Source organism: Phaeobacter italicus (genome assembly GCF_019801785.1).
GTDB lineage: Bacteria > Pseudomonadota > Alphaproteobacteria > Rhodobacterales > Rhodobacteraceae > Phaeobacter > Phaeobacter italicus.
Map to the genome: position 1 here is coordinate 207,365 of NZ_JAHVIJ010000001.1, position 21,299 is coordinate 228,663.

Consider the following 21,299-nt stretch of genomic DNA (forward strand, 5'->3'; position numbering starts at 1 on the left):
CTCAGCAAAGGCGCTACTTGCGACTACGCTTCTTGGCAGCTTTTGCGGTCTTTGCGCTTTTCACCATCTTGCCAAAGCTCTTGTCCTTGGCCCGTCGCTGGGCAAGCGAGGCGGAGTTGTGCGCTTCTTCCGCCGCCAGCTTACGCCAGCGATCCAGGCGGGCAGGGTCTACCTCTCCGGCCTGGATGCCAGCCTGAACAGCGCAGCCCGGCTCGCCCTCATGGGCGCAGTTGCGGAACCGGCACTGGGTGGCCAGGTCTTCCAGGTCGGCAAAAACGTCGCTGACCCCGGCCGCAGCATCGGTGAGCTGCAATTCGCGCATCCCAGGTGTATCCAACACCCCACAGCCCCCTTCGATAAAGTAAAGCTGCCGTCGCGTGGTGGTGTGCCGCCCACGGGCATCGTCTTCGCGAATGCCTTGGGTTTCGATATCAAGATCGTCGCCCAACGCCTTGGTCAAAGTGGATTTTCCAACCCCGGACGTCCCGAGAAACGCAATGGTCTGGCCCGGTTTGACCCAAGCCCCCAGTTTTTCGCGCACATCATCGGCCTTGGCGTTCAATGCCACAACAGGCACATGATCCGACAGGGTCTCCGCCTCGGTGATATAGGGGTGCGGGTCATCACATTTGTCGATCTTGGTCAAAATGATGACCGGCGAGACCTCGGCGTCAAAGGCCATAGCGATGAACCGTTCCAGTCGGGCGATATTGAAATCGGCATTGCAGGAGGTCACGACAAACATCGTGTCGATATTGGCCGCAATCAGCTGGATCTTGCGATCCTTGCCGGGGGCGCGTCGCCGGATCAGGCTTTTGCGTTCCAGAATGCGGCTGTGGGTCGGCAGTTCCTTGTTCAGCATCAACCAGTCGCCCACCGTTGCCTCGGGTCCGGGCGGGATCACAAGATCCACGCCATCGCCCAGGGCGCGCAGCCCGTTGCGGTTGACTTCGGTGATGCGCACAGGTGGGGCGCTGGCCATTTCATCCAGATCGGTCTGGCGGGCAAAAAATGATTGCCACCCCAGCTGTTCCAGCGGTGAAGGGGCGGGTTTCGTGCTCTCAGCGGAAGAGAGGAATTGGGAGTAATCCCGGATCATTGGGAAAATCTTTCATGATCGGATCGCAGGTCTGGCCTGGATCTAGGTGTCAGGTGAAGCGTGCGCAAACCACTCCTGTCGCCTGCCCGACAGGGCAGCGCGTCAACTCCGGAGCAATCTGCAATCCGGGGAGGCCTCTGCCGCCCCATTTTCACCAGGACATAAAATCTCCAATTCGCTGCGACTGATCTAGCCGAGGGCGGCCAACTTGGCAAGTCGGGTGGCGTGGTGCTGCCGGTCAGCGCGTCAACTCGCGCATCCCGCGCTCCAGCCCGGCCAAGGTCATCGGCACCATCTGGTCGTTGAAAATCTCGCGGATCATCTGAATCGAATGGGTGTGGCCCCAATATGCCTCTGGCACCGGGTTGATCCACAGGTTCGAAGACCATTGCGCGCGGGCCCGCTCCAGCCAGACCTGGCCCGCTTCCTTGTTCCAATGTTCGTTGGCCCCGCCGGGGTAGGCAATTTCGTAAGGCGACATAGAGGCATCGCCCACAAAGATGCACTTGTAGTCAGGCCCATAGGTGCGCAGCACCTCATGGGTCGGGGTCTGCGCGTCCCAGCGACGGCGGTTGTCGCGCCAGACGCCCTCGTAAAGACAGTTGTGGAAATAGAAATATTCAAGATGCTTGAACTCGCTGCGCGCGGCAGAGAACAGCTCTTCAACCACCTTGATATGCGGATCCATCGACCCGCCCACATCCAGAAACAGCAGCACCTTAACGGCATTGTGGCGTTCGGGGCGGGTTTTCACGTCGAGATAGCCATGTTCCGCAGTGGCGCGAATTGTGCCCGAAAGGTCCAGCTCTTCCGCCGCGCCTTCGCGCACCCAGCGACGCAGGCGTTTCAGCGCGACCTTGATGTTGCGGGTGCCCAGTTCGACATCCCCATCCAGGTTTTTGAATTCGCGCTTGTCCCAGACTTTCACAGCGCGCTGATGGCGGCTTTCCTTCTGGCCGATGCGCACCCCTTCGGGATTGTAGCCATAGGCCCCAAAGGGAGAGGTGCCTGCAGTGCCGATCCACTTGCTGCCACCCTGGTGGCGGCCTTCCTGCTCCTTCAGCCGCTCCTTCAACGTCTCCATCAGCTTGTCGAACCCGCCAAGCGCCTCGATCTCGCGGCGCTCTTCCTCGCTCAGGTGTTTTTCCGCCATCTTGCGGATCCACTCTTCGGGGATGTCGACAGCATTCAGAACGGCCTCGGCGGGCAGCTCTTCCAGCCCTGAAAAAGAGGCCGAAAACGCCCGGTCAAATTTGTCGATATTGCGCTCATCCTTGACCATCGCAGCGCGGGCCAGAAAATAGAACGCCTCGATGTCATAGGTCACAAGACCCGCCTTCAGCCCCTCGAGAAAGGTCAGATATTCCCGCAACGACACCGGGATCGCGGCCTTGCGCAGATTTTCAAAGAAGGGCTGAAACATGGATGTCTCCGTTCGGCGGCGTCAGGTCAGGCGCGCAGCCCCAAAGGGGATCACATCAGCGCGCGGTCGACGAAAATCGTCACAAGCAGCCCGACAATACCAAAGCCGATGGCATATACAGCGCCATATTGCAGCAAATCAGCGGTGTTGCCGCCGCGTTTTTTGGCCGAAAGGGCCCCCAGGATTGCGCCAAGGATCAGTGCGCCGATTACGATCATGCCAAGGTCCGTCTATTTGAACATTCGTGTCTCAGATGGGGCCCTGCGCCAGCAGGTCAAGCGCAGCTGCGCCCACCAGACCTGGCCCCTTCCGATCAGCGTGGCGGAGCCAGGGCTGCGATCTCGCGCATGGCGCCGCGTACCGCCCAATCGGAGCCGAAGCCGTATCGCGCCCACCCTTCACTGTCCAGCCTGACCGCGCGCGCAGCGTCAGTTTGCCCTTCCAGATCCAGCGCCTCGGCCTGCAACAGCATCAGGGTCGACAACAGAACCGCATCTTCACTGCGCGCCGCGACCGGCAGCGACGGCGTGATGCGTGCCAGCGCCTGACGACCCGCCCCGCGGGTGATGTCAAAGGCCGCCATGCGCGTCGCGATACGGGCGCGCAGGATCGGGCTGTCGTGGCTGCCCTGCAGATAGCTGAGCGCGGTTTCAAAATGGCGTTGCGCCAGAACCGGATCTTCGCGTTGCAGGATGCGCCCCAGAATATAGTGGTTGAAGGCGCGGCGATGATCCTGCCAGCCAAGTTCGCGCGCAATGGCGGCCCCGCGATGGGCTGCGGCCAGACGCGCCTCGCGGGACACGCCGGGGCTCAGGGCGCCTTCGGTCGCGCGGATCCAGCTGCGTGGGGTCGCCGGTAGCGGACGGGCGGCACGGTTGTGTCCGGCCGGGTTCATCCGCGCCAGGATCGCAGGCAGCCGGGCGGCAACCTCTGCCCGGCGCATGCCGGTGCGCAGCTCTGGCGCGTAGGTGGCCCGCAGGATCAGCATGTCAAAACCGGTCAGAACGGTATGCACATTGTCGTCGTTGAACACCGAATCCGACAGCCGGTAGAGATCGTTCAGCGGGCCAATGGCCTGGGCAATCTCTTCATGCAGGCAGTCGCGGGTTTCCTGCGCGCTCACGTCATTTGGAACAAAGATCGCCAGCCGCGTGCGCTGGCGCAGATTGGCCCAGTTGGTGGCCGGACGTCGCTTGTTGCGGCGAAACTCCTTGAGCGAGGTCACGTTCGGCACCACGAAACAGGCCGCCCGCGGCGAGGCCTGGCGGATCGCCTTGCGCGAAACCGCCTCGATTGTGATGTTGGCGTCCTCTGCCGTGGTCAGGCTGATGCGGAGCCCGGCCTCGCGGCGCAACCGGGCGATCAGCGCCTCAAGGTCCCGCATCAGCCCGGCAGAGGGCCGCCCCGTCACACGCAGCGTGATGGGCCCTTCAAAGCGGCTGAAGACCGCGAGCTCCGTGCCGCTTTCCAGGCGGAAATGCAGATCAAGAAAATCGCGGGCAATATCGGCATTGGCCCGTGCAGGTGCGACCGGATGCGCACGGGCAAAGCTCTTGGCCGGTGCCAAAGGCGCCAGATCCCGCCGTGCCCGATCAGGCGGGGTGCCGCCTTGGGGCGCGCAGCCTGCTACAGCCATCGCGCAACACAACGCCAAAGCGGCAAGCCCGCGGTGCAGGGCGTGGCGTGGGGCAGGGGTGGTGCAGGTGGCAGGCAAGCCGCATCTCCTGTTGCTGTGGCCCAAGCTTGTGCCAAGACAGGGTTAAAAATCAGTGCTATGACCATGCAGATACTTGGCTGATTTTGCCACCCACCGGACCCCGGTGCCACGGATATTTGATGAAAGCGCCCCAACCGTCATCAGGGTCGCCGATGCACGCAGGTTGAAAAGGCTACGCCAATGGCGTATATTCGCAAAGAGAACCACAACTGCCTGCGGGTGGATTACCGCATCACACAGGTCGCGATCGAGGATGCGATCCATGCCTATCTGGACGAGGATGAGCTGGCCCGCCTGATCGCCACCCTGGTGCGCGACCCCACGATCGGGCGCAAAACGGACGAGGATTACCACCACCACAGCGGCGATCTGGTGTTGCGCTACCGGCTCTATCAGGCCAGCCCGGATCTCTTGCTGGTCTACATCCTGCGCCTCCATCGCCGCACACCGGCCAGCGGTTTGGGTGGTCGCATGGCAGATGGGGCAAAGCTGGTCCGCGACATCGCGGTTGATGTGGTCAAGTCACGGATCGTGTCCCTGCTGAAGGAGGGGGGCTGACATGGCAAAAACGGCAAAAACGGCAAGACCGGATAAACACACGGCAGAGATCTCCGCGCCTCAGACGTCCCAGACATCCCAGTCGCGCGAGGCGGCGCGTGATGCGCAGGCGCTGCAGCAGATGGAGGCGGATATTGCAGGCACCGCGCCGCTGGAAACCGTCGCCAGCCGCGAAGTGCCGATGGTCGATGTCGTGCGCCTGCGCAAATCGCTCGGCATGTCGCAGGAGCGGTTTTGCAGCCACTTCGGCTTTCGCCTCGGCTCGGTGCGCAACTGGGAACAGGGCCGCCGCCTGCCCGAACGCCCCGCTCGCATTCTGCTGCGTATGATTGAGGATGATCCAGAGCGTGTAGAACGCTTCCTGCGCGAAGCCTACTGAGCCCCCGCCCCAGACCACCCCGGCCACGACATGGGGCGCAAGGCAGGTCAGCAATGCGTAGGGAGAGCGTTGCCAAGGGACTGGCGTGTCCCCGGACAACCAACCTCCAACCCCACGCAGCGAAATCGGGCTTTGAGCCTGGAGTGACGGATGTTGCGCTAAGTTCAGGTGACTACTTTGGGCAGATAGTCGCGCTATGCAAAGTTCCGTGAGCCGCCTCATGTTGGACGCGGGATGAAGCTCCAACGAAATCTAAGTTGGGTTCCAAGAAACGGAACTTGTTTGATAGTGCAGAGCTGTGCGATTTTTCTAAGGATTGTACCGTTTTGCATAATCAACGAAAGCTTTGACACGGGGAGGCATATTTCGCTTGGACAGATAGTTCAGGGAGAACCGGGGCAAAGCGGCGGTCTGGCCTTCCAGGACCTGAACCAACCTGCCGTCTGCCAGCGAGTTTTCTACAGAGCTAGCAAAGATATAGGCCAGCCCAAGTCCGGCCTTTGCGCTTTCAAGGATTGAGGTCACGTTGTTGGTAACGATCTTGGGGTGCGGCATGACCGAATAGGGGCCGTCTGTGCCTGCAAATACCCACGGGGCCAGCTTGTCGGCGCCTGCGATGGCGAAACAGACCCCGCTATGTAGCGCCACATCAGCCGGTTCCTCTAAGGGTGGGCTTTCGGCTAGATAGTCGGGGGACGCGACAATCGTCATCTGCTGTGTAGGGCCAATTGGGAATGCATATGTGTCTGGATCAAGCAATGTTTCAGCGCGGATCGCGGCATCAATCCCGCTGGTTACGAGATCGACTTTTGCCTCGTCATAGATAAGTTCTATCGCCATCGCCGGATGTTCTTTCGCAAATCCTGTGATTAGGTCATCCAGAAACAAACGGCCCGCAACGGTCGGGGCCGTTAACCGAACCGTACCCGACAGACCCTCGTTTAGGTCGTGAACATCTTTCAGTGCTGTTTCCAGATCATTGATTGCTGGCAGGCTGCGGCGATAGAGAAGTTCGCCCGCTTTTGTCAGGGCAATGGCCCGGGTCGATCTATCGATCAGACGCACGCCAAGGCGATCTTCAAACCTCTGGACAGCCTCACTTACCGAACCCGCGCCAAGTTTCAGTTTGTCAGCAGCCGCGCGGAAACCGTTTTCTTGAGCAACTGCCACGAATATCGATACGTCGCTCAACTCATTGCGTCTCATTGTTAGATATTCCGTACATTGTGATCTGTTTGCTCCTATTTATCTAACATTAGTCCTTGAATATCTTGCTTGGCAATGGAAGCCCAGCGCTTCGCCACACTCTAAGCCAGAGCCGGAAGGAAAAGGACAAATCTAATGAGCAAGATGAAAATCTGGGACCTGCACATGGCATATGACGGCCCCATGACCGAAGAATTTGCTGAAGGCACCAAGCGTTTGGCTGAAAGCATATCTCAGGAAACTGGGGTAATTTGGAAAATCTGGACCGTCGATGGGAGCAGTGGTGATTTCGGTTCGACCTATCTGTTTCGAGATATCGCCGCACTTGAAACCTACAAGGCGATGCATATGAAGCGGCTCGCGGCAATCGGCGTCACCGTAACGTCGGACCATGTGTTCGATATTATGGAAGACCTCAGTGCGATAACCAATGCCCCCTTGGGTGAGGCAGTCTGATCGTGACTTCCCTCACGCTTGTACAGATATAAGGAGCTTTCAGATGAGCAATCGAACATTCCTGACCGTTCACAGCGCGATTTATGCGTTCTTTGCTTTTGCGTTGTTTTTTCTGCCTGGCTTTCTGTGGCCAAACTATGGCTTGGAATTGAATGACCGCTACGCCTGGTTCCTGTCCCAGCACAACAGCATTTTTCTTGGCGGGATTGCCATTATCGGGTTTCTGTTTCGGGATGTGGCCGATGAGACAGCTTCGCAGAAGCTGCTGATCGGGCTGATGGCAACCAACGTACTCGGTTTTGTCGTAACGCTTTATGCGGCACTGACAGGCATCTTCACAGGCTTTGGCTGGTCGGACCCCGCTTTCTTTGCATTTCTGGCGGTGATGAGTTTGTTGCAACTCAAGAGATCGGTTCAGTCCTGATGTTCGGGAACACGCTCGGAGCGCGCCGCTCCGAGCTTTGTTAAGAGAAACTGTGGAACGATGCTCGCTCTTGAGCGGAGCTTTCAGCAAGGCCACCGTCTTGCCACAGCCCCCCCCCCGCGAACAAGTGAGGCCCGCGACGGGGGCGGGCCTTTTTGTCTTTCCGATGTCTGGCAGGTCAGCGGCGGCCGCGGGCCATGAAGGCGAGCCGTTCAAAGAGATGCACGTCCTGTTCGTTCTTCAGCAGCGCGCCGTGCAGTTTCGGCAGCGCGTCTGCGCCGTCGCGTTTGAGATCCTCAGCGCTCAGATCCTCCGCCAGGAGCAGCTTCAGCCAGTCCAGCACCTCTGAGGTCGACGGCTTCTTCTTCAGCCCGGCAGTGTCGCGGATCTCATAGAACTGCGTCAGCGCGGTGGTCAGCAGGCTGTCCTTGATGCCGGGGTGATGGACCTCGACGATCTTGCGCATGGTGTCGGCATCGGGAAACTGGATGTAGTGAAAGAAACAGCGGCGCAGAAACGCGTCCGGCAGTTCCTTTTCATTGTTGGAGGTGATGATCATGATCGGGCGCTGACGGGCGCGGATCGTCTCGCCGGTCTCGTAGACATGGAACTCCATCTTGTCGAGTTCCTGCAAAAGGTCATTGGGGAATTCGATATCGGCCTTGTCGATCTCGTCAATCAGCAGCACAACCTTTTCATCCGCCTCGAAGGCTTCCCAGAGCTTGCCCTTTTTGATGTAGTTCTTGACGTCGTGAACGCGCTCGTCGCCCAGCTGACTGTCCCGCAGGCGGCTGACGGCGTCATATTCATACAGACCCTGCTGCGCACGGGTGGTGGATTTGACGTTCCATTCGATCATCCGCAGCCCCAGCGCATCGGCGACCTGGCGTGCCAATTCCGTCTTTCCGGTGCCCGGTTCGCCCTTGACCAGCAGCGGACGTTCCAGCGTGACCGCCGCATTGACCGCAATCTTGAGGTCATCTGTCGCTACGTAATCCTTTGTGCCCTGAAACTGCATCACTTTCTCGCCTTCTGCCTGTCCACAACGCACGGTGGCGTTTCTGCGGCGGTTTTACCCTTTTGTGCGTACTATTGTGTAGTGACAATCGGCCGCTTTGGGGATAAACGCTGCGACATGCGGGGGGAGACCGCTGTGTTTTGTAATTAATACTGAGAGAGACCGGCAGAATGGGGCAGACCAAAGGTAGTGAGATGAAGCAAGAGCTGTTTCTACCGGATGACTATCGTCCAGCTGACGATGAACCCTTCATGAACGACCGTCAGCTTGAGTATTTCCGACGCAAGCTGCACGAATGGAAACAGGATCTTCTGTCCGACAGTCGCGACACAATCGAGGGCCTGCAGGATAACACCCGCAATATCCCCGATGTTGCGGACCGCGCCAGCGAAGAAACCGACCGCGCACTGGAGCTGCGCACCCGGGATCGCCAGCGCAAGCTCGTGGCCAAGATCGACGCAGCCCTGCGCCGCATCGACGAAGGCGAATACGGCTACTGCGAAGTCACCGGCGAGCCGATCTCGCTGAAGCGACTGGACGCACGCCCGATCGCCACAATGAGCCTCGAAGCACAAGAAAGACACGAGCGTCGCGAAAAAGTGCACCGCGACGATTGATTTTCTTGCGAATCTGAAAAAATTCTGACGCCGGGGCCTTTTGCTCCGGCGTTTTTCGTATATCTGGGGGCATCGTTTCGCCGCGCGGGGCAGGTGGAACACACGGGTAACAGGACAGAATGAAGCTCAAGGACCAGAAAATCACCATCATCGGTGCGGGCATCGGTGGCCTGGCGGCGGCGCTTGCGTTCAGCCAGCAGGGCGCAAAGGTGACTGTTCTGGAGCAGGCGGACGCCATCGCCGAGGTGGGCGCCGGCATCCAGGTGAGCCCAAATGGCGTTGCCGTGCTGCGCGCGTTGGGGCTGGCCGACGATCTGGCCTGGTGTTCCCAGCGCGGCCGCGCTGTCGTGTTGCGCAGCCATCGCTATGGCCGCGAGGTGCTGCGGCTCGATCTCGATCATTATTCGCCGGGGCAGAATTTCTATTTTGTGCATCGCGCCGACCTCATCGGACTGCTCGCCGATGCGGTGCGCCGCCGCGGGGTGCGGGTGCGTCTGCTGCAAAAGGTGGACCGGATCAGCGTCGCGCAGCGGTCGGTCGTGCATCTGGCCAACGGCGCACAATGTGGCGGTGATCTGGTTGTTGGTGCCGATGGTCTTCATTCCCGCGCGCGCATCGCGCTGAACGGGGCGTCTGCCCCCCGGTTCACCGGTCAGGTGGCCTGGCGCGCGACGGTTGCCAATCTCAACAACCACCCGCCAGAGGCGCAGGTCTACATGGGCCCCGGTCGCCATCTCGTGACCTATCCGCTGCGCGACGGCGGGTTGATGAACCTCGTCGCCGTGCAGGAACGCAAGGGCTGGGCCGAAGAAAGCTGGAGCCACAAGGACGATCCCGAAAACCTGCGCGCCGCTTTTGCCGGGTTCGGCGGTCATGCTGCGGGCCTGCTGGAGCAGGTTGAGGACGTGGCGCTTTGGGGCCTGTTCCGCCATCCGGTGGCAGATCACTGGCACAAGGGCAATCTTGCTATTCTGGGTGATGCCGCCCACCCGACACTGCCGTTCATGGCCCAGGGGGCCAATCTCGCGCTCGAAGATTCCTGGGTGCTGGTCGATGCCCTGCGCAGCGCTGCGACGCTCGAAGAGGGGCTGGCCAGCTATCAACTGCGCCGCCGCGAGCGCGCCGCCAAAGTGGTGGATGCTGCCACGGGCAATGCATGGAAGTACCATCTGCGCCAGCCGCTGGCCTGGCCTGCGCATCAGATCCTGCGCCTTGGTGGGCGCCTTGCGCCGGAACGGATGGTGCGCCAGTTCGACTGGATCTACGGTCATGACGTCACTGCCGGGCATCAGCCGCTCGGCGAAGACGGGGACGCAGATTCCAGCGGTCCGGTTGTCACCCCTGCCTAAGCAGGGGCTGTTGTCACCTCAGATATCCAGCTCCACCCAGACCGGCACATGGTCTGACGGTTTGTCGCGGCCGCGCACATCCTTGTCGATCTGGCAATCCAGCATCAGATCTGCCGCTTGTGGGCTCAGCAGGAAATGGTCGATGCGGATGCCATTGTCGCGCTGCCAGGCTCCGGCCTGATAATCCCAGAACGAATAATGACCCGGGCCCTGGTGGCGGGCGCGAAAGGCCTCGGTAAAGCCGAGGTTGACGATGCGCTGAAACGCGGCGCGGCTTTCGGGGCGATGCAGGGCATCTTCGAGCCAGGCTTCGGGCTTTTTGGCGTCTTCGGCCTGCGGGATGATGTTGTAATCTCCGGCCATCAGCGCAGGCATTTCCTCATCCAAGAGCGCTTGCGCACGGGCCCGCATCCGTTCCATCCAGGCCAGCTTGTAGGCGTATTTCCCCCCCTCGACCGGGGTGCCATCGGCGTTCAGCTCAACGGGGTTGCCATTGGGCAGGTAAAGCCCGCAGATCCGGATCGCCTGTTTACCCACCACGGTGGCTTCGATCCAGCGCGCCTGTTCGTCGCTGTCGTCCCCCGGCAGGCCCCGGCGCACATCTTCCAGCGGCAGCTTTGACAGGATGGCAACGCCGTTAAAGCTCTTTTGGCCATGGGTTTCGACATTATAGCCGCGATCGTCAAACAGCTCGCGCGGAAAGGCCTCGTCCACGGATTTGATCTCTTGCAGCACAACCACATCGGGCTGCGCATCGTCCAGCCATTCGGGCAGGGCGTTGATGCGGGCCTTGATGCCGTTGATGTTGAACGTGGCAATTTTCATATCCGGTCTCCTGCCTGGGTCGGGGTGCCCGATCTGTCGCGCAATTGGCCCCGATCTATCGCCCAATTGACACTGCGGGGCAAGTGGCTCTGGTGGTGTGCAGCGGACCGGACTGGCGGACCAGGCGCGGACCAGACAGGGACCAGACTGGCGGGCGGACCAAACGGGCGGTGCCGAATCGATCCCCCCAACGCGCGGCGCTGACACCCAGCGTTTTGCATTGCTGACAGGACGGAAAGGCACCGGCAGGCGCCCCTTTGTGTTGGTGCGGCTGTGGATGGTTCTGTGGGCAAGCTGTGATCAACCTGTGTGCAGCCGCGGTTTTGGCGGCTGCGGGGCACTTTAGCAAAAGAAGCTGCACCATCAGCGCAGCATAAAATAACCCGACTCGTACGGTTCTGGCTTGTGGGGCGCCCGCGGCAACTCAACCGTGAAGGGAGCGGGGCCATCCGCAGATCATCTGTCGGCTCAGCTTGCGGTGACGGGCTGCCTGTTGCTCTTCGCCGCATCACTCTGTTCTGGGGGAGACCAAAAATGAAACCACAACAAACCGCTGCTGCATTACCCGCCCTCTCTTCGCGAGGGGCAGACGCCTCAATGTTGACGGGCGCCGCCACTGGCCTGTTTTCCTCCGGCTCAGACAGGACGGATACAGCCCTGCATCAGGGCGGGGGAACGGGGCTGTTTTCATCAGGGTCCGCACCCGCCGACCATCAGGCCGCCCTGACAGGGGACGCCAGCGGTCTCTTTTCGTCGGGGAGCTGATCCATAAGGCGCAAGTGCGGCGTTTTCTGACATGGCGACCATTCTGACCTTTCCAAAGCGCCCTGAGCGGCAGGACACAGATGCGGCCCTCGACGCAGGTCCTGCCCACGTGGGGCACCCCCTCACTCGCAAAGGTCAGAGCAGCGCGCCCTGGGCCCCCTTGGTGGAAAGCATGGCACGCCACCGCCGGGATGAGCTGGAGGTCGGTTGGCTCAAGGAAAACGCCGAGCTGTTGGGGATTCTCAACAGCACCGGGCACAGCAGATGCGACGGGGGAGAGGCAGCCCTCGCGCATCTGCGGCCCTTCGTTGAAACCGCCCCCCGACGTCTGCAGTTTTTTCCGCAATACTATCGTTTCATCCTGTCGATCTGTCTGGATTACGAGGATCTGACAGGCGGCGCGACCGACACGGGCAGCCAACTGGCGCATTGGATCGCGACGCGCGGGCTGGTCTGTGGTGAACTGTCCGATCTGCAGCGCGCCGAAGCGCAGCATCTGCTGGCGCGCCGGGCTGTGCTGCTGCCGGATCCGGGTGGGCAACATGCAGGCCTGCGCAGCCGTCTTCGCCGCTTTGCGAGCGATACGGCAGGCTTTGCCATCCCCGACCGTCGCCGCGCTTATGAACTGACCCATGTGGTGTTTTACCTGACAGACTATGGCCGGAGATCCGCCGGGCTGCCTGACACGGCGACACAAAGCCTGATCCATGTGGGGCTCTGGGCCTATCTCGACTGTGACTGGGATCTGGTGGCAGAGGTCTGCATAGCCTTGCGCTATCTCGGCCAGCCCCCACCGCCGCTATGGGAGGCGGCATTGCAGCGCAGCCTTGGCGCCTATCGCCTGCTCGCAACGCCGGTTGTGGGGGCGGATGACTACCACGCGTTTTTCGTGGGCCACTGGTGGCGCGCTGTGGCGGCACGGGGACAGGCCGGGCAGGGCGCGTTTGCCGACCTGACGGGGTGGTGCGGCGGAGCGCTGACTGTGCGCGCCTCTCAAGCGACGGGCTTGCTGGCACCGCTGTCTCTGTGGCTCTTGCAGGGGGGATCTGCCCGCGTGGACGACGCCATCACGCATATCACCACCACGATGGGACAGACCGCCGCCGCCCATCTGGCTGACACAAAACACAGCAGCGATCACTTCGCCCGCTTCTGGCACCATTTCTGCAGGCAGGGCGAGGCCACGGCCAAGGCGCATGTCATAACGGCCCGGGGGCAAAAACACCTGCATGATGAAAGGCCGCGCCGTTCAATGCAAAAGGGCCACCCAAAGGGCAGCCCATAGTCATCCCGCCCCACGCCAGGCAGCTATGGCTTACATCGAAAACGACGTGCCGCACCCACAGCTGGAGGTCGCATTGGGGTTCTCGATCACAAACCGCGCGCCAATCAGCTCTTCGGTGAAATCGATCACTGCGTTTTCCAGAAACGGCAGCGAGACTTCATCCACCACGACTTTTTCACCCTGGCCTTCCAGCACAAGATCATCGGACTGCGGGGCGTCCAGCGCGATTTCATACTGAAATCCCGAACACCCGCCGCCTTCTACAGCCACGCGCAGCGCTTTGCCCTGATCGGCGGCCCCAATCTCGGCCAGCCGTGCAAAGGCGCGCTCGGTCACTTTCGGGGGCAATTGCATGTCAGGTCTCCAAAGCCAGTCACTGCCCAGTTGCAGCAGCTCCCATAATATAGAAAGGTGTTGTCAAAGGGACAAGATTGACCGGGAAAAGATTAGTGAGCTACGCGCCTTATGCGACAATGCCCGACCGCAGCCGCGGCCGGCAAGTCCCCGAAGAAGAAAGCAGTTTCCGCTCTCCCTACCAACGGGACCGCGACCGCATCATCCACGCCAGCGCCTTTCGACGCCTCAAGCACAAGACACAGGTCTTTGTGGAACACGAAGGCGACAGCTATCGCACCCGGCTCACCCATTCGATCGAGGTGGGGCAGGTGGGGCGCACCATCGCGGGGGCGCTTGGGCTTAATCAGGAACTGACAGAGGCGGTCGCGCTGGCGCATGATCTGGGCCACACGCCCTTTGGTCACACGGGCGAGGACGCGCTGCATGCGCTGATGGCGCCTTACGGTGGCTTTGACCACAACGCACAGGCCATCCGTATCGTCACCTCGCTGGAACGCCACTACGCAGAATTCGACGGGCTCAACCTCACGTGGGAGACGCTGGAGGCTATCGCCAAACACAACGGCCCCGTCGTGGGTGACCTGCCTTGGGCGCTTGCGGAATGTAATGCCGCCGTCGATCTGGAACTGCACACCCACGCCAGCGCAGAGGCGCAGGTGGCCGCGCTGGCAGATGATATCGCCTACAACAACCACGATCTGCACGACGGGCTGCGGGCGGGGCTGTTTACCGACGATGATATCGCTGACCTGCCGGTGATCGGTGCAGCCTATCGCGCAGTGGACAGCCGCTATCCGGGGCTGGATCGTCGCCGCCGCAGACATGAAGCGCTGCGCCGGGTTTTTGGCGTGATGGTCAGCGACGTGATCGATGGCGCCAGACAACGCCTGTCCGACAGCGGCGCACAAAGCGTCGAAGACGTGCGCAATCTCGGCGCGCCGGTGGTGGTGTTTTCCGACAGGCTCTGGCCCGATCTGAAGGAAATCCGCGCCTTTCTGTTCACGCGCATGTACCGGGCGCCCAGCGTCATGCGGAAACGCGCGCAGGTCTCCAAGGTCGTGGAAACCCTGTTTCCCCACTTTCTGGCCAATCCGCAGGACATGCCGGATCGCTGGCAGGGCGATATCGCGGCAGCGGGGGATGAAATCGCATTGGCGCGGGTGGTGTCTGACTACATCGCCGGGATGACAGACCGTTTCGCCCTGCAAGAGCACCGCCGCCTGTTCCCCGAAGAGGCCGCCCGCGCCGAGGCAGAGCTGCACCGCTGATCGCTGGTAAGCGTCCGGGCAGGACAGGGCAAGACAGGGCCGGGCCGCTTGAAACGGGATGGCAGCTGGCGGCAGGTGGCGCTGGCTGACGTCGCGTCCGCGCGGGCGCCGATTGCCGACTGGCGGTAAGACCTGCGCAAACTGGCCCTACCGATGCGCCACGTTTCTCCTTTTTCTAACAGGAAAGACCGCGACCCAACCGCCAGCAGCAAGAGCAGACGCATGACACATTGGACCGTAACGTTTCAGGACGCCCCCGAAATGGCCCGGATCCGGGCCGACCGCGCCCGCCGTGATGCCCATATCGCTTTTGTTCGCGCCAACCCGCAGCTGCAAATCGGTGGCGCGCTTGCCATGCGCCCGCAGCAGGATTTCCCGGGCGCCATCTGGAACGTCGAGGCCGAAAGCCGCGATGAGGTCGAGCGCCTGATCCTGCGTGATCCCTACTACGTCGCCTCGCTGCGCCGCTATCAGATCACCGAATGGGGACGCCTGCCCGTAACCGGCACGCCGGTGGCCTGAGCACGGCGATACTCCACCGCAATTCCTGCCGCTTTGCACCCCATTTTGCGGCCGCCACCCCTGTCTGCAGGCCCCTCGGCGTGGCTGCGGGGTTGACCATTGGGCTGGGCGTGATAATCCGCAAAGCCGAACCAATGGGACGCCAGACATGAACCTCTTTACCGATATCCGCTCGCTTGTGCTTGACTGCCTCAATGCAATGGTGGCCGAGGGCACCCTGCCCGAAGGGCTCGATTTTGCCAATGTCGCGGTAGAGCCACCGCGTGATGCGGCGCATGGGGACATGGCGACCAACGCCGCAATGGTGCTGGCCAAACCCGCCAAGATGAAGCCGCGCGATATCGCTGAGGCGCTCGCCACCAAACTGGCAGCTGATGCACGTGTCACCTCGGCAGAGGTCGCAGGCCCCGGCTTTTTGAACCTGCGTCTGGACCAGAGCAGCTGGCAGGCGGTGCTGTCCAATGTTCTGGCCGAAGGCACCAACTTTGGCCGTTCCAACATGGGCGAGGGCAAAAAGGTCAACGTCGAATACGTCTCGGCCAACCCGACTGGCCCGCTTCACGTCGGCCACACCCGCGGCGCGGTCTTTGGCGACGCGCTGGCAAGCCTGCTGGATTTCGTGGGCTTTGACGTCACGCGCGAATATTACATCAACGACGGCGGCGGGCAGGTTGATGTGCTCGCACGCTCCGTCTACCTGCGCTACCTCGAAGCCCACGGCCAAGAGGTCGCCTTTGTCGATGGCACCTATCCCGGCGATTATCTCGTCCCGGTGGGCGAGGCGCTGAAGGCCAAGGTGGGCGATGCCTACGTGGGCCAGCCCGAAGAGGTCTGGCTGGAAGAAATCCGCAACTTCGCCACCGATGCGATGATGGACCTGATCCGCGAGGATCTGGCCTCTCTCGGTGTGAAGATGGATAAATTCTTCTCGGAAAAATCCCTGTACGGGACCGGCCTGATCGAAGCCGCGCTGAAGAGCCTCGATGACAAGGGGCTGATCTACGAGGGCGTGCTGGAGCCGCCGAAAGGCAAGAAGCCCGACGATTGGGAACCGCGCGAGCAGACCCTGTTCAAATCCACCGATCACGGCGATGACGTGGACCGCCCGGTCAAGAAATCCGATGGCGCCTGGACCTATTTCGCGCCGGACATTGCCTATCACTACGACAAGGTAGAGCGCGGCTTTGACATGCTGATCGACGTCTTTGGCGCCGACCACGGCGGCTATGTCAAACGGATGAAGGCTGCAGTTTCGGCCCTGTCCGAAGGCAAAGTGCCGCTGGACATCAAACTGTGTCAGCTGGTCAAGCTGTTCAAGGACGGTCAGGAATTCAAAATGTCCAAGCGGGCAGGCACCTTTGTCACCCTGCGTGACGTGGTGGATGCGGTTGGCCCGGATGTGACCCGCTTCATGCTGCTCACCCGCAAGAACGATCAGGGCTTTGACTTTGATCTGGACAAGGCGCTTGAGCAGTCCAAGGACAACCCGGTCTTTTACGTGCAATACGCCAACGCGCGGATCTGCTCGAGCCTGCGCAAGGCCGAAGAGGCCGGGATTGCCGTGGATGACGCAACCCTCGCGGCCGCAGACCTGAGCCTTCTGGACGACGACGCCCAGCTGGCGGTTGCCAAAAAGATCGCGGAATGGCCGCGTCTGGTGGAAATTGCAGCGCGCACAAACGAACCCCACCGCGTCGCCTTCTACCTCTATGATCTCGCATCCGAACTGCACGGTCTCTACCACCTTGGCAAAACGAATGAAGGTTTACGTTTTGTTAATGAGAGCAGCGCTTCTGCAACACATGCGAAAATGGCTCTGGCAAAAACCGTTTCCATTGTCATTTCTGCCGGTCTTGGTATTCTTGGGGTCACACCGGCGCAGGAGATGCGGTAACAAAATCGCCCAGGCCGCCGGATCGAGGCAGATCATCAATTAGAACCCGTGGTCGGCGCGTCAGCGCGCCGTTGCCGGGCAGTGAGGCGGAAATGGCGTATTTTACGCAGGCAGGTCACGGCCAGTCGTATTCCAATGGTGGAGAGGACCGCGATGCGGCCCCCTCCCATGACACCCGCGAATCCCAGCTCCATCCGTCAGATCCGCGCCACATCTTTGGCAAGCCTCAGCCTCTGAACACACAGGCCCCGCTTGAACCGCAGCAGCCAGTGAACACCCAGTTTCAGGCAGCGCAGTCCCAAAGCACGGGCAATCTGCGCATCTTTGCGCAGCAACCCACCACACCGTTTCAGCCCGGCCTGACAGATCAGCCGCAGCCACAAGCGCAGGCTGATGCTTATGTCGCCCCACGTGTGGAACCGGCGCCCGCCGTCAATTATTTCGCCCAGCCCGAACCGCCGCAGTACAACGCCGACGGTCATGACGCTTACAGCGGACCGGGGATGGAGCAGGGGCATCGCTATGACGAATACGGCTTTACCCCCGAACCCGCAGGGGCAGGGCGTGCCGGTCTGTCAAAGGCGTTCAGTGTTCTGGGCGCCGTTGCCTCCTTGGCGCTTGTGGTTGGGATCGGCCTTTGGGGCTATCAGCTGATTTCGCGCGATGTCTCTGGCGTGCCGGTTGTGCGCGCGGTTGAGGGACCGCTGCGTGTGCAGCCCGAAAACCCCGGTGGCCGCCCTGCCGATCATCAGGGGCTCGCCGTGAACGCGGTGGCCGCAAACGGCAACGTCGAAAGCCCGGCGGACCGCCTGACACTGGCACCACCGGCTGTGGATCTGGCCGAAGACGACCAGCCCATGCAGGCCTCTTTGCGCGTTGATGCGCCGCAAACAGCCGCCCCTGCCACATCCGCAGACCTCTCCGAAGAGGCGGTTGCCGCCTATCAGGGCGGTGAAATCGACGCGCTTGTCGCGCAGCTCACCGATGGTGTGGAACCGCTTGATAATGCGACGCTGCAAGGCGCCGAGGAACTCTCTGCATCCGCAGCACCTGTCATCGTTCAGCCAGAGCCGATCCAGCCGGTCACCGTGGCCGCAGTTGCTCCGGCCCCCAATCAGGCGCTGCTGAATGCCCCCGGCGTGCGCGTTTCGCTGCGCCCGGCTGCCCGTCCTGCTCGGTTCTCGCCCACCCGCTCAGCTGCTCCCGCCCCGGTCAGCCGCAGCACCCAGGAAGTGTCGCCCGACAGCCTGCCTGCAGGCACGCGACTGGCGCAGCTCGGCGCATATGAAAGCGCAGAGGTAGCCCGCGCGGAATGGGATCGAATCTCTGGCCGGTTTGGCGACTACCTCGAAGGCAAGAAACGGGTGATCCAGCGCGCCGAAAGCGGCGGGCGGACCTTCTACCGGCTGCGGGCGATGGGGTTTGCGGATCTGTCCGATGCGCGGCGCTTCTGCTCTGCATTGGTTGCAGGCAACGCCGACTGCATCCCGGTCACAACCCGCTAGGCCCATGCCAAGCGTCAAGCTCTCTCGCGCCCGGCTCCAGCCGGGCGTTTGTCGTTGGGTCTGACGGCAAAGATGGCAATCTCTTGCCGTAACCCTGTCTGTTTTAACGATCCTGCCATGGCGCACCGACCTGCGCTGATGTATCAGCGCCCCAGCACAAGAGGACAGCAATGCCATACGGAGCCACAATTCTAGATGCCGAAGGCACCCGCCTCAGCGCCGAGGAAAAGGCGTTGTTTCAGCGGGTCAATCCCTTTGGGTTCATCCTGTTTGCCCGCAACATCGAAAGCGCTGCGCAAACGCAAGCGCTGTGTGATGAGCTGCGCGAGGCGGTTGGGCGTGACTGCCTGATCACCGTGGATCAGGAAGGTGGACGTGTGCAGCGCCTGCGCCCGCCACTTGCGCGCCAGTGGCAGCCCGCTTTGGATCACGTGCAGGCCGCAGGCGAGGGGGCAAGCCGCGCCATGTATCTGCGCGCCCGGCTGATCGCACAAGAGCTGCGCGAGGTGGGGATCGACAGCAATTGTGCACCCTTGGCGGATGTCGCCAGCGAGGACACCCATCCCTTCTTGCAAAACCGCTGCTACGGTCGCGACCTTGCAGCCGTTGTCGCCAACGCCCGCGCCACCGCTGACGGTCTGCTGGATGGCGGTGTGGTGCCGGTGGTGAAACACATCCCCGGCCACGGTCGCGCCAGCATGGACAGCCACTTTGATCTGCCCCGGATCAGCGCACCACTTGATCAACTGCGCCAGGAGGATTTCGCAGCCTTCCGCGCTCTGAACGATCTGCCGATGGGGATGACGGCCCATCTGGTCTATGAGGCCCTTGATGAACGCCCCGCCACGCTCTCTCCGACGGTGATGCAGGTGGTGCGGGAGGATATCGGTTTTGACGGCCTCATCATGAGCGACGACATTTCGATGAAGGCGCTGCAGGGGACAGCCGCAGATATTGCCCGCGACACCATCGCGGCTGGCTGTGACGTTGTGTTGTTCTGCAATGCCCCACTCGATCAACGCACCGCCGTGGCCGAGGCCGCAGGCGAGATGACACCGGCAGCTCAGGCGCGCGCTGAACGTGCCGAAGCAGCCCGCCGCAGCCCCGCCATGCTTGACACAGCGGCGGCTGAGGCCGAACTATCAGCCCTCATGGGCGGACAGGTATATGGCTGAAACACTGTTTGAAGACGACGAGGTCAGCGTCGAAGAGCGGCTCGCCGCCGAAGCGCTGATCGTGGATGTGGACGGGTATGAGGGGCCGTTGGACGTGCTCCTGTCTCTGTCGCGCACGCAAAAGGTCGACCTGCGCCGCATCTCCGTGCTGGAACTGGCCCGCCAGTATCTTGCGTTTGTGGAAAAGGCGCATGAGCTGCGCATTGAGCTGGCCGCCGATTATCTGGTGATGGCGGCCTGGCTTGCCTATCTGAAATCCCGGCTGCTGCTGCCACCCGACCCGACCGAGGAAGGCCCCTCAGGCGAGGAACTGGCCGCGCATCTGGCCTTTCAGCTGGAGCGTCTGCAGGCGATGCGCGACTGCGCCGCAAAGCTGATGGCGCGCGACCAATTGGGGCGCAACTTCTTTGCGCGCGGTCAGGGCGAGGATGTGACCCGCATCCGCACCGTCAGCTATTCGGCCAATCTTCTGGATCTGATGCAGGCATATGCCCGCATTCGCACCCGCGATGATTTCCGCCCGTTCGTGCTGGACCGCGAGGCGATCTTTACGATGGAACAGGCGCTTGACCGGATGCGCCATCTGATCGGCTACACCGGCAGCTGGACCGACATGCTGACCTATCTGCCCGAGGGCTGGCACTCCGACCCGATGAAACGCCGCTCCGCCACGGCCTCCACCTTTGCGGCCTCGCTGCAATTGGTAAAGGAAGGCCACCTGGAACTGCGACAGAGCGAGACCTATGCGCCCATCCAGCTGCGCATTCGTGACAAGGATACCTGATGGACGACCACAGCCAGAACACCGCTGGGGAAGAAACCCAAACCCTGTTTGAGGCACCGCCGATGGCCGAACAGGAGCGCATGGTCGAGGCGGTGCTGTTTGCCAGCGCCGAACCGGTCACCATCCGCGATCTCGAAGCCCGCATGCCCCACGGCTGCGAACCGGGCACCGCGATGGAGCATCTGCGCAAACGCTACGAAGGGCGCGGCGTGCATGTGGTCCGCATTGGTGACGCATGGGCAATGCGCACCGCCGCCGACCTCGGCTTTCTGATGCAAAAGGAAACGGTCGAGACCCGCAAACTCTCTCGTGCGGCGATCGAAACACTGGCGATCATCGCCTACCACCAGCCCGTCACACGCGCCGAAATCGAAGAGGTGCGCGGCGTCTCGGTATCGCGTGGCACCATCGACCAACTGCTGGAGATGGACTGGATCCGCCTTGGCCGCCGCAAAATGACACCGGGCAGACCGGTGACATTTGTCGTGACGCCCACTTTCCTTGATCACTTCGGACTGGAAAGCGCCCGCGATCTGCCCGGCCTCAAGGAGTTGCGCGCCGCTGGTCTGTTGGAAAACCGCCCACCACCGGGCAGCCTGCCGCTGGGTGGACGCGGCGACAGCGACGAGATCGAGGAACAGCCAGAACTGTTCGAAGACTAGGGTCTGCCATC

22 protein-coding genes are annotated in these 21,299 nt (G+C 61.6%); 14 read left to right on the top strand and 8 right to left on the bottom strand.

Features of this window, described 5'->3' with window-relative positions:
• Nucleotides 1-13 precede the first annotated feature (13 nt).
• The 4 genes from rsgA to KUV39_RS01000 form a co-directional block, all read right to left on the bottom strand.
• A complete protein-coding gene (gene rsgA, locus KUV39_RS00985; protein WP_222458694.1) occupies nucleotides 14-1,099 on the bottom strand; it encodes a ribosome small subunit-dependent GTPase A in 1,086 nt (361 codons plus the stop codon).
• A gap of 238 nt (nucleotides 1,100-1,337) precedes the next feature.
• Nucleotides 1,338-2,522 carry a vWA domain-containing protein gene (locus KUV39_RS00990; RefSeq protein ID WP_222458695.1) on the bottom strand — a complete coding sequence of 395 codons (1,185 nt, stop codon included), beginning with the start codon at nucleotides 2,520-2,522 and terminating at the stop codon, nucleotides 1,338-1,340.
• A gap of 50 nt (nucleotides 2,523-2,572) precedes the next feature.
• On the bottom strand, nucleotides 2,573-2,740 hold the full coding sequence (locus KUV39_RS00995) for a hypothetical protein (RefSeq protein ID WP_008561732.1): 168 nt from the start codon (nucleotides 2,738-2,740) through the stop codon (nucleotides 2,573-2,575).
• A gap of 95 nt (nucleotides 2,741-2,835) precedes the next feature.
• Nucleotides 2,836-4,236: a DUF2927 domain-containing protein gene (locus KUV39_RS01000; RefSeq protein ID WP_222458696.1), complete on the bottom strand. Its 1,401-nt coding sequence runs from the start codon at nucleotides 4,234-4,236 to the stop codon at nucleotides 2,836-2,838.
• A gap of 183 nt (nucleotides 4,237-4,419) precedes the next feature.
• Between KUV39_RS01000 and KUV39_RS01005 the strand changes: the two genes are divergently transcribed.
• Complete coding sequence (locus KUV39_RS01005; RefSeq protein ID WP_008562373.1) at nucleotides 4,420-4,797, top strand: hypothetical protein; 378 nt, start codon at nucleotides 4,420-4,422, stop codon at nucleotides 4,795-4,797.
• 1 nt (nucleotide 4,798) lies between these two features.
• Nucleotides 4,799-5,176: a helix-turn-helix domain-containing protein gene (locus KUV39_RS01010; RefSeq protein WP_222458697.1), complete on the top strand. Its 378-nt coding sequence runs from the start codon at nucleotides 4,799-4,801 to the stop codon at nucleotides 5,174-5,176.
• Between the two features lie 309 nt (nucleotides 5,177-5,485).
• Here the strand turns inward: KUV39_RS01010 and KUV39_RS01015 are convergent, their stop codons facing one another.
• Complete coding sequence (locus KUV39_RS01015; protein ID WP_244998186.1) at nucleotides 5,486-6,367, bottom strand: LysR family transcriptional regulator; 882 nt, start codon at nucleotides 6,365-6,367, stop codon at nucleotides 5,486-5,488.
• Between the two features lie 150 nt (nucleotides 6,368-6,517).
• On the opposite strand from KUV39_RS01015, the gene KUV39_RS01020 reads away from it, so the two are divergent.
• Both KUV39_RS01020 and KUV39_RS01025 read left to right on the top strand, forming a co-directional pair.
• Nucleotides 6,518-6,838, top strand: coding sequence for a monooxygenase (locus tag KUV39_RS01020; RefSeq protein ID WP_052724578.1), 321 nt, complete (start codon nucleotides 6,518-6,520; stop codon nucleotides 6,836-6,838).
• Nucleotides 6,839-6,881: 43 nt separating this feature from the next.
• Nucleotides 6,882-7,262, top strand: coding sequence for a hypothetical protein (locus KUV39_RS01025; protein ID WP_222458699.1), 381 nt, complete (start codon nucleotides 6,882-6,884; stop codon nucleotides 7,260-7,262).
• A 178-nt stretch (nucleotides 7,263-7,440) separates the two neighbouring features.
• Here KUV39_RS01025 and KUV39_RS01030 read toward each other — a convergent pair whose 3' ends face one another.
• Nucleotides 7,441-8,280, bottom strand: a complete 840-nt coding sequence (locus KUV39_RS01030; RefSeq protein ID WP_008562943.1) for an AAA family ATPase — start codon at nucleotides 8,278-8,280, stop codon at nucleotides 7,441-7,443.
• A 194-nt stretch (nucleotides 8,281-8,474) separates the two neighbouring features.
• On the opposite strand from KUV39_RS01030, the gene dksA reads away from it, so the two are divergent.
• Together dksA and KUV39_RS01040 are read left to right on the top strand one after the other, a co-directional pair.
• Nucleotides 8,475-8,897, top strand: a complete 423-nt coding sequence (gene dksA / locus KUV39_RS01035) for an RNA polymerase-binding protein DksA (RefSeq protein ID WP_037302882.1) — start codon at nucleotides 8,475-8,477, stop codon at nucleotides 8,895-8,897.
• Nucleotides 8,898-9,016: 119 nt separating this feature from the next.
• The gene (locus tag KUV39_RS01040) at nucleotides 9,017-10,246 is read left to right on the top strand and encodes an FAD-dependent monooxygenase (RefSeq protein ID WP_046210038.1); all 1,230 of its coding nucleotides are present in this window, start codon (nucleotides 9,017-9,019) and stop codon (nucleotides 10,244-10,246) included.
• A gap of 18 nt (nucleotides 10,247-10,264) precedes the next feature.
• Here the strand turns inward: KUV39_RS01040 and xth are convergent, their stop codons facing one another.
• On the bottom strand, nucleotides 10,265-11,071 hold the full coding sequence (gene xth / locus KUV39_RS01045; RefSeq protein WP_222458700.1) for an exodeoxyribonuclease III: 807 nt from the start codon (nucleotides 11,069-11,071) through the stop codon (nucleotides 10,265-10,267).
• A 796-nt stretch (nucleotides 11,072-11,867) separates the two neighbouring features.
• On the opposite strand from xth, the gene KUV39_RS01050 reads away from it, so the two are divergent.
• Entirely contained in the window at nucleotides 11,868-13,121 is a 1,254-nt protein-coding gene (locus tag KUV39_RS01050) for a DUF6902 family protein (protein ID WP_419555526.1), read from the top strand.
• A gap of 30 nt (nucleotides 13,122-13,151) precedes the next feature.
• Here KUV39_RS01050 and KUV39_RS01055 read toward each other — a convergent pair whose 3' ends face one another.
• Nucleotides 13,152-13,475 carry a HesB/IscA family protein gene (locus tag KUV39_RS01055; RefSeq protein WP_008560721.1) on the bottom strand — a complete coding sequence of 108 codons (324 nt, stop codon included), beginning with the start codon at nucleotides 13,473-13,475 and terminating at the stop codon, nucleotides 13,152-13,154.
• Between the two features lie 95 nt (nucleotides 13,476-13,570).
• Here KUV39_RS01055 and KUV39_RS01060 point away from each other — a divergent pair, with 95 nt between their 5' ends.
• The 7 genes from KUV39_RS01060 to scpB all read left to right on the top strand — a co-directional run bounded on the left by KUV39_RS01060 (nucleotide 13,571) and on the right by scpB (nucleotide 21,288).
• Entirely contained in the window at nucleotides 13,571-14,746 is a 1,176-nt protein-coding gene (locus tag KUV39_RS01060; protein ID WP_222458702.1) for a deoxyguanosinetriphosphate triphosphohydrolase, read from the top strand.
• 222 nt (nucleotides 14,747-14,968) lie between these two features.
• Nucleotides 14,969-15,268: a YciI family protein gene (locus KUV39_RS01065; protein ID WP_037302475.1), complete on the top strand. Its 300-nt coding sequence runs from the start codon at nucleotides 14,969-14,971 to the stop codon at nucleotides 15,266-15,268.
• A 148-nt stretch (nucleotides 15,269-15,416) separates the two neighbouring features.
• The gene (gene argS, locus KUV39_RS01070; RefSeq protein ID WP_222458703.1) at nucleotides 15,417-17,162 is read left to right on the top strand and encodes an arginine--tRNA ligase; all 1,746 of its coding nucleotides are present in this window, start codon (nucleotides 15,417-15,419) and stop codon (nucleotides 17,160-17,162) included.
• A gap of 92 nt (nucleotides 17,163-17,254) precedes the next feature.
• The gene (locus KUV39_RS01075) at nucleotides 17,255-18,667 is read left to right on the top strand and encodes an SPOR domain-containing protein (protein WP_222458704.1); all 1,413 of its coding nucleotides are present in this window, start codon (nucleotides 17,255-17,257) and stop codon (nucleotides 18,665-18,667) included.
• Nucleotides 18,668-18,837: 170 nt separating this feature from the next.
• Nucleotides 18,838-19,842, top strand: a complete 1,005-nt coding sequence (nagZ, locus tag KUV39_RS01080; protein ID WP_222458705.1) for a beta-N-acetylhexosaminidase — start codon at nucleotides 18,838-18,840, stop codon at nucleotides 19,840-19,842.
• Complete coding sequence (locus tag KUV39_RS01085) at nucleotides 19,835-20,626, top strand: segregation and condensation protein A (protein WP_008562210.1); 792 nt, start codon at nucleotides 19,835-19,837, stop codon at nucleotides 20,624-20,626. Before nagZ ends, KUV39_RS01085 begins: the two co-directional genes overlap by 8 nt.
• Nucleotides 20,626-21,288 carry an SMC-Scp complex subunit ScpB gene (gene scpB / locus KUV39_RS01090; RefSeq protein WP_008562046.1) on the top strand — a complete coding sequence of 221 codons (663 nt, stop codon included), beginning with the start codon at nucleotides 20,626-20,628 and terminating at the stop codon, nucleotides 21,286-21,288. The genes KUV39_RS01085 and scpB overlap by 1 nt, the downstream gene beginning before the upstream one ends.
• Nucleotides 21,289-21,299 lie beyond the last annotated feature (11 nt).

Excerpts from the sequence above, each read along its gene's own strand:
- rsgA (WP_222458694.1), bottom strand. The coding sequence starts at position 1,099 with ATGATCCGGGATTACTCCCAATTCCTCTCTTCCGCTGAGAGCACGAAA.
- KUV39_RS00990 (WP_222458695.1), bottom strand. The coding sequence starts at position 2,522 with ATGTTTCAGCCCTTCTTTGAAAATCTGCGCAAGGCCGCGATCCCGGTG.
- KUV39_RS00995 (WP_008561732.1), bottom strand. The coding sequence starts at position 2,740 with ATGATCGTAATCGGCGCACTGATCCTTGGCGCAATCCTGGGGGCCCTT.
- KUV39_RS01005 (WP_008562373.1), top strand. The coding sequence starts at position 4,420 with ATGGCGTATATTCGCAAAGAGAACCACAACTGCCTGCGGGTGGATTAC.
- KUV39_RS01010 (WP_222458697.1), top strand. The coding sequence starts at position 4,799 with ATGGCAAAAACGGCAAAAACGGCAAGACCGGATAAACACACGGCAGAG.
- KUV39_RS01020 (WP_052724578.1), top strand. The coding sequence starts at position 6,518 with ATGAGCAAGATGAAAATCTGGGACCTGCACATGGCATATGACGGCCCC.
- KUV39_RS01025 (WP_222458699.1), top strand. The coding sequence starts at position 6,882 with ATGAGCAATCGAACATTCCTGACCGTTCACAGCGCGATTTATGCGTTC.
- KUV39_RS01030 (WP_008562943.1), bottom strand. The coding sequence starts at position 8,280 with ATGCAGTTTCAGGGCACAAAGGATTACGTAGCGACAGATGACCTCAAG.
- dksA (WP_037302882.1), top strand. The coding sequence starts at position 8,475 with ATGAAGCAAGAGCTGTTTCTACCGGATGACTATCGTCCAGCTGACGAT.
- KUV39_RS01040 (WP_046210038.1), top strand. The coding sequence starts at position 9,017 with ATGAAGCTCAAGGACCAGAAAATCACCATCATCGGTGCGGGCATCGGT.
- xth (WP_222458700.1), bottom strand. The coding sequence starts at position 11,071 with ATGAAAATTGCCACGTTCAACATCAACGGCATCAAGGCCCGCATCAAC.
- KUV39_RS01050 (WP_419555526.1), top strand. The coding sequence starts at position 11,868 with ATGGCGACCATTCTGACCTTTCCAAAGCGCCCTGAGCGGCAGGACACA.
- KUV39_RS01055 (WP_008560721.1), bottom strand. The coding sequence starts at position 13,475 with ATGCAATTGCCCCCGAAAGTGACCGAGCGCGCCTTTGCACGGCTGGCC.
- KUV39_RS01065 (WP_037302475.1), top strand. The coding sequence starts at position 14,969 with ATGACACATTGGACCGTAACGTTTCAGGACGCCCCCGAAATGGCCCGG.
- argS (WP_222458703.1), top strand. The coding sequence starts at position 15,417 with ATGAACCTCTTTACCGATATCCGCTCGCTTGTGCTTGACTGCCTCAAT.
- KUV39_RS01075 (WP_222458704.1), top strand. The coding sequence starts at position 17,255 with ATGGCGTATTTTACGCAGGCAGGTCACGGCCAGTCGTATTCCAATGGT.
- nagZ (WP_222458705.1), top strand. The coding sequence starts at position 18,838 with ATGCCATACGGAGCCACAATTCTAGATGCCGAAGGCACCCGCCTCAGC.
- KUV39_RS01085 (WP_008562210.1), top strand. The coding sequence starts at position 19,835 with ATGGCTGAAACACTGTTTGAAGACGACGAGGTCAGCGTCGAAGAGCGG.
- scpB (WP_008562046.1), top strand. The coding sequence starts at position 20,626 with ATGGACGACCACAGCCAGAACACCGCTGGGGAAGAAACCCAAACCCTG.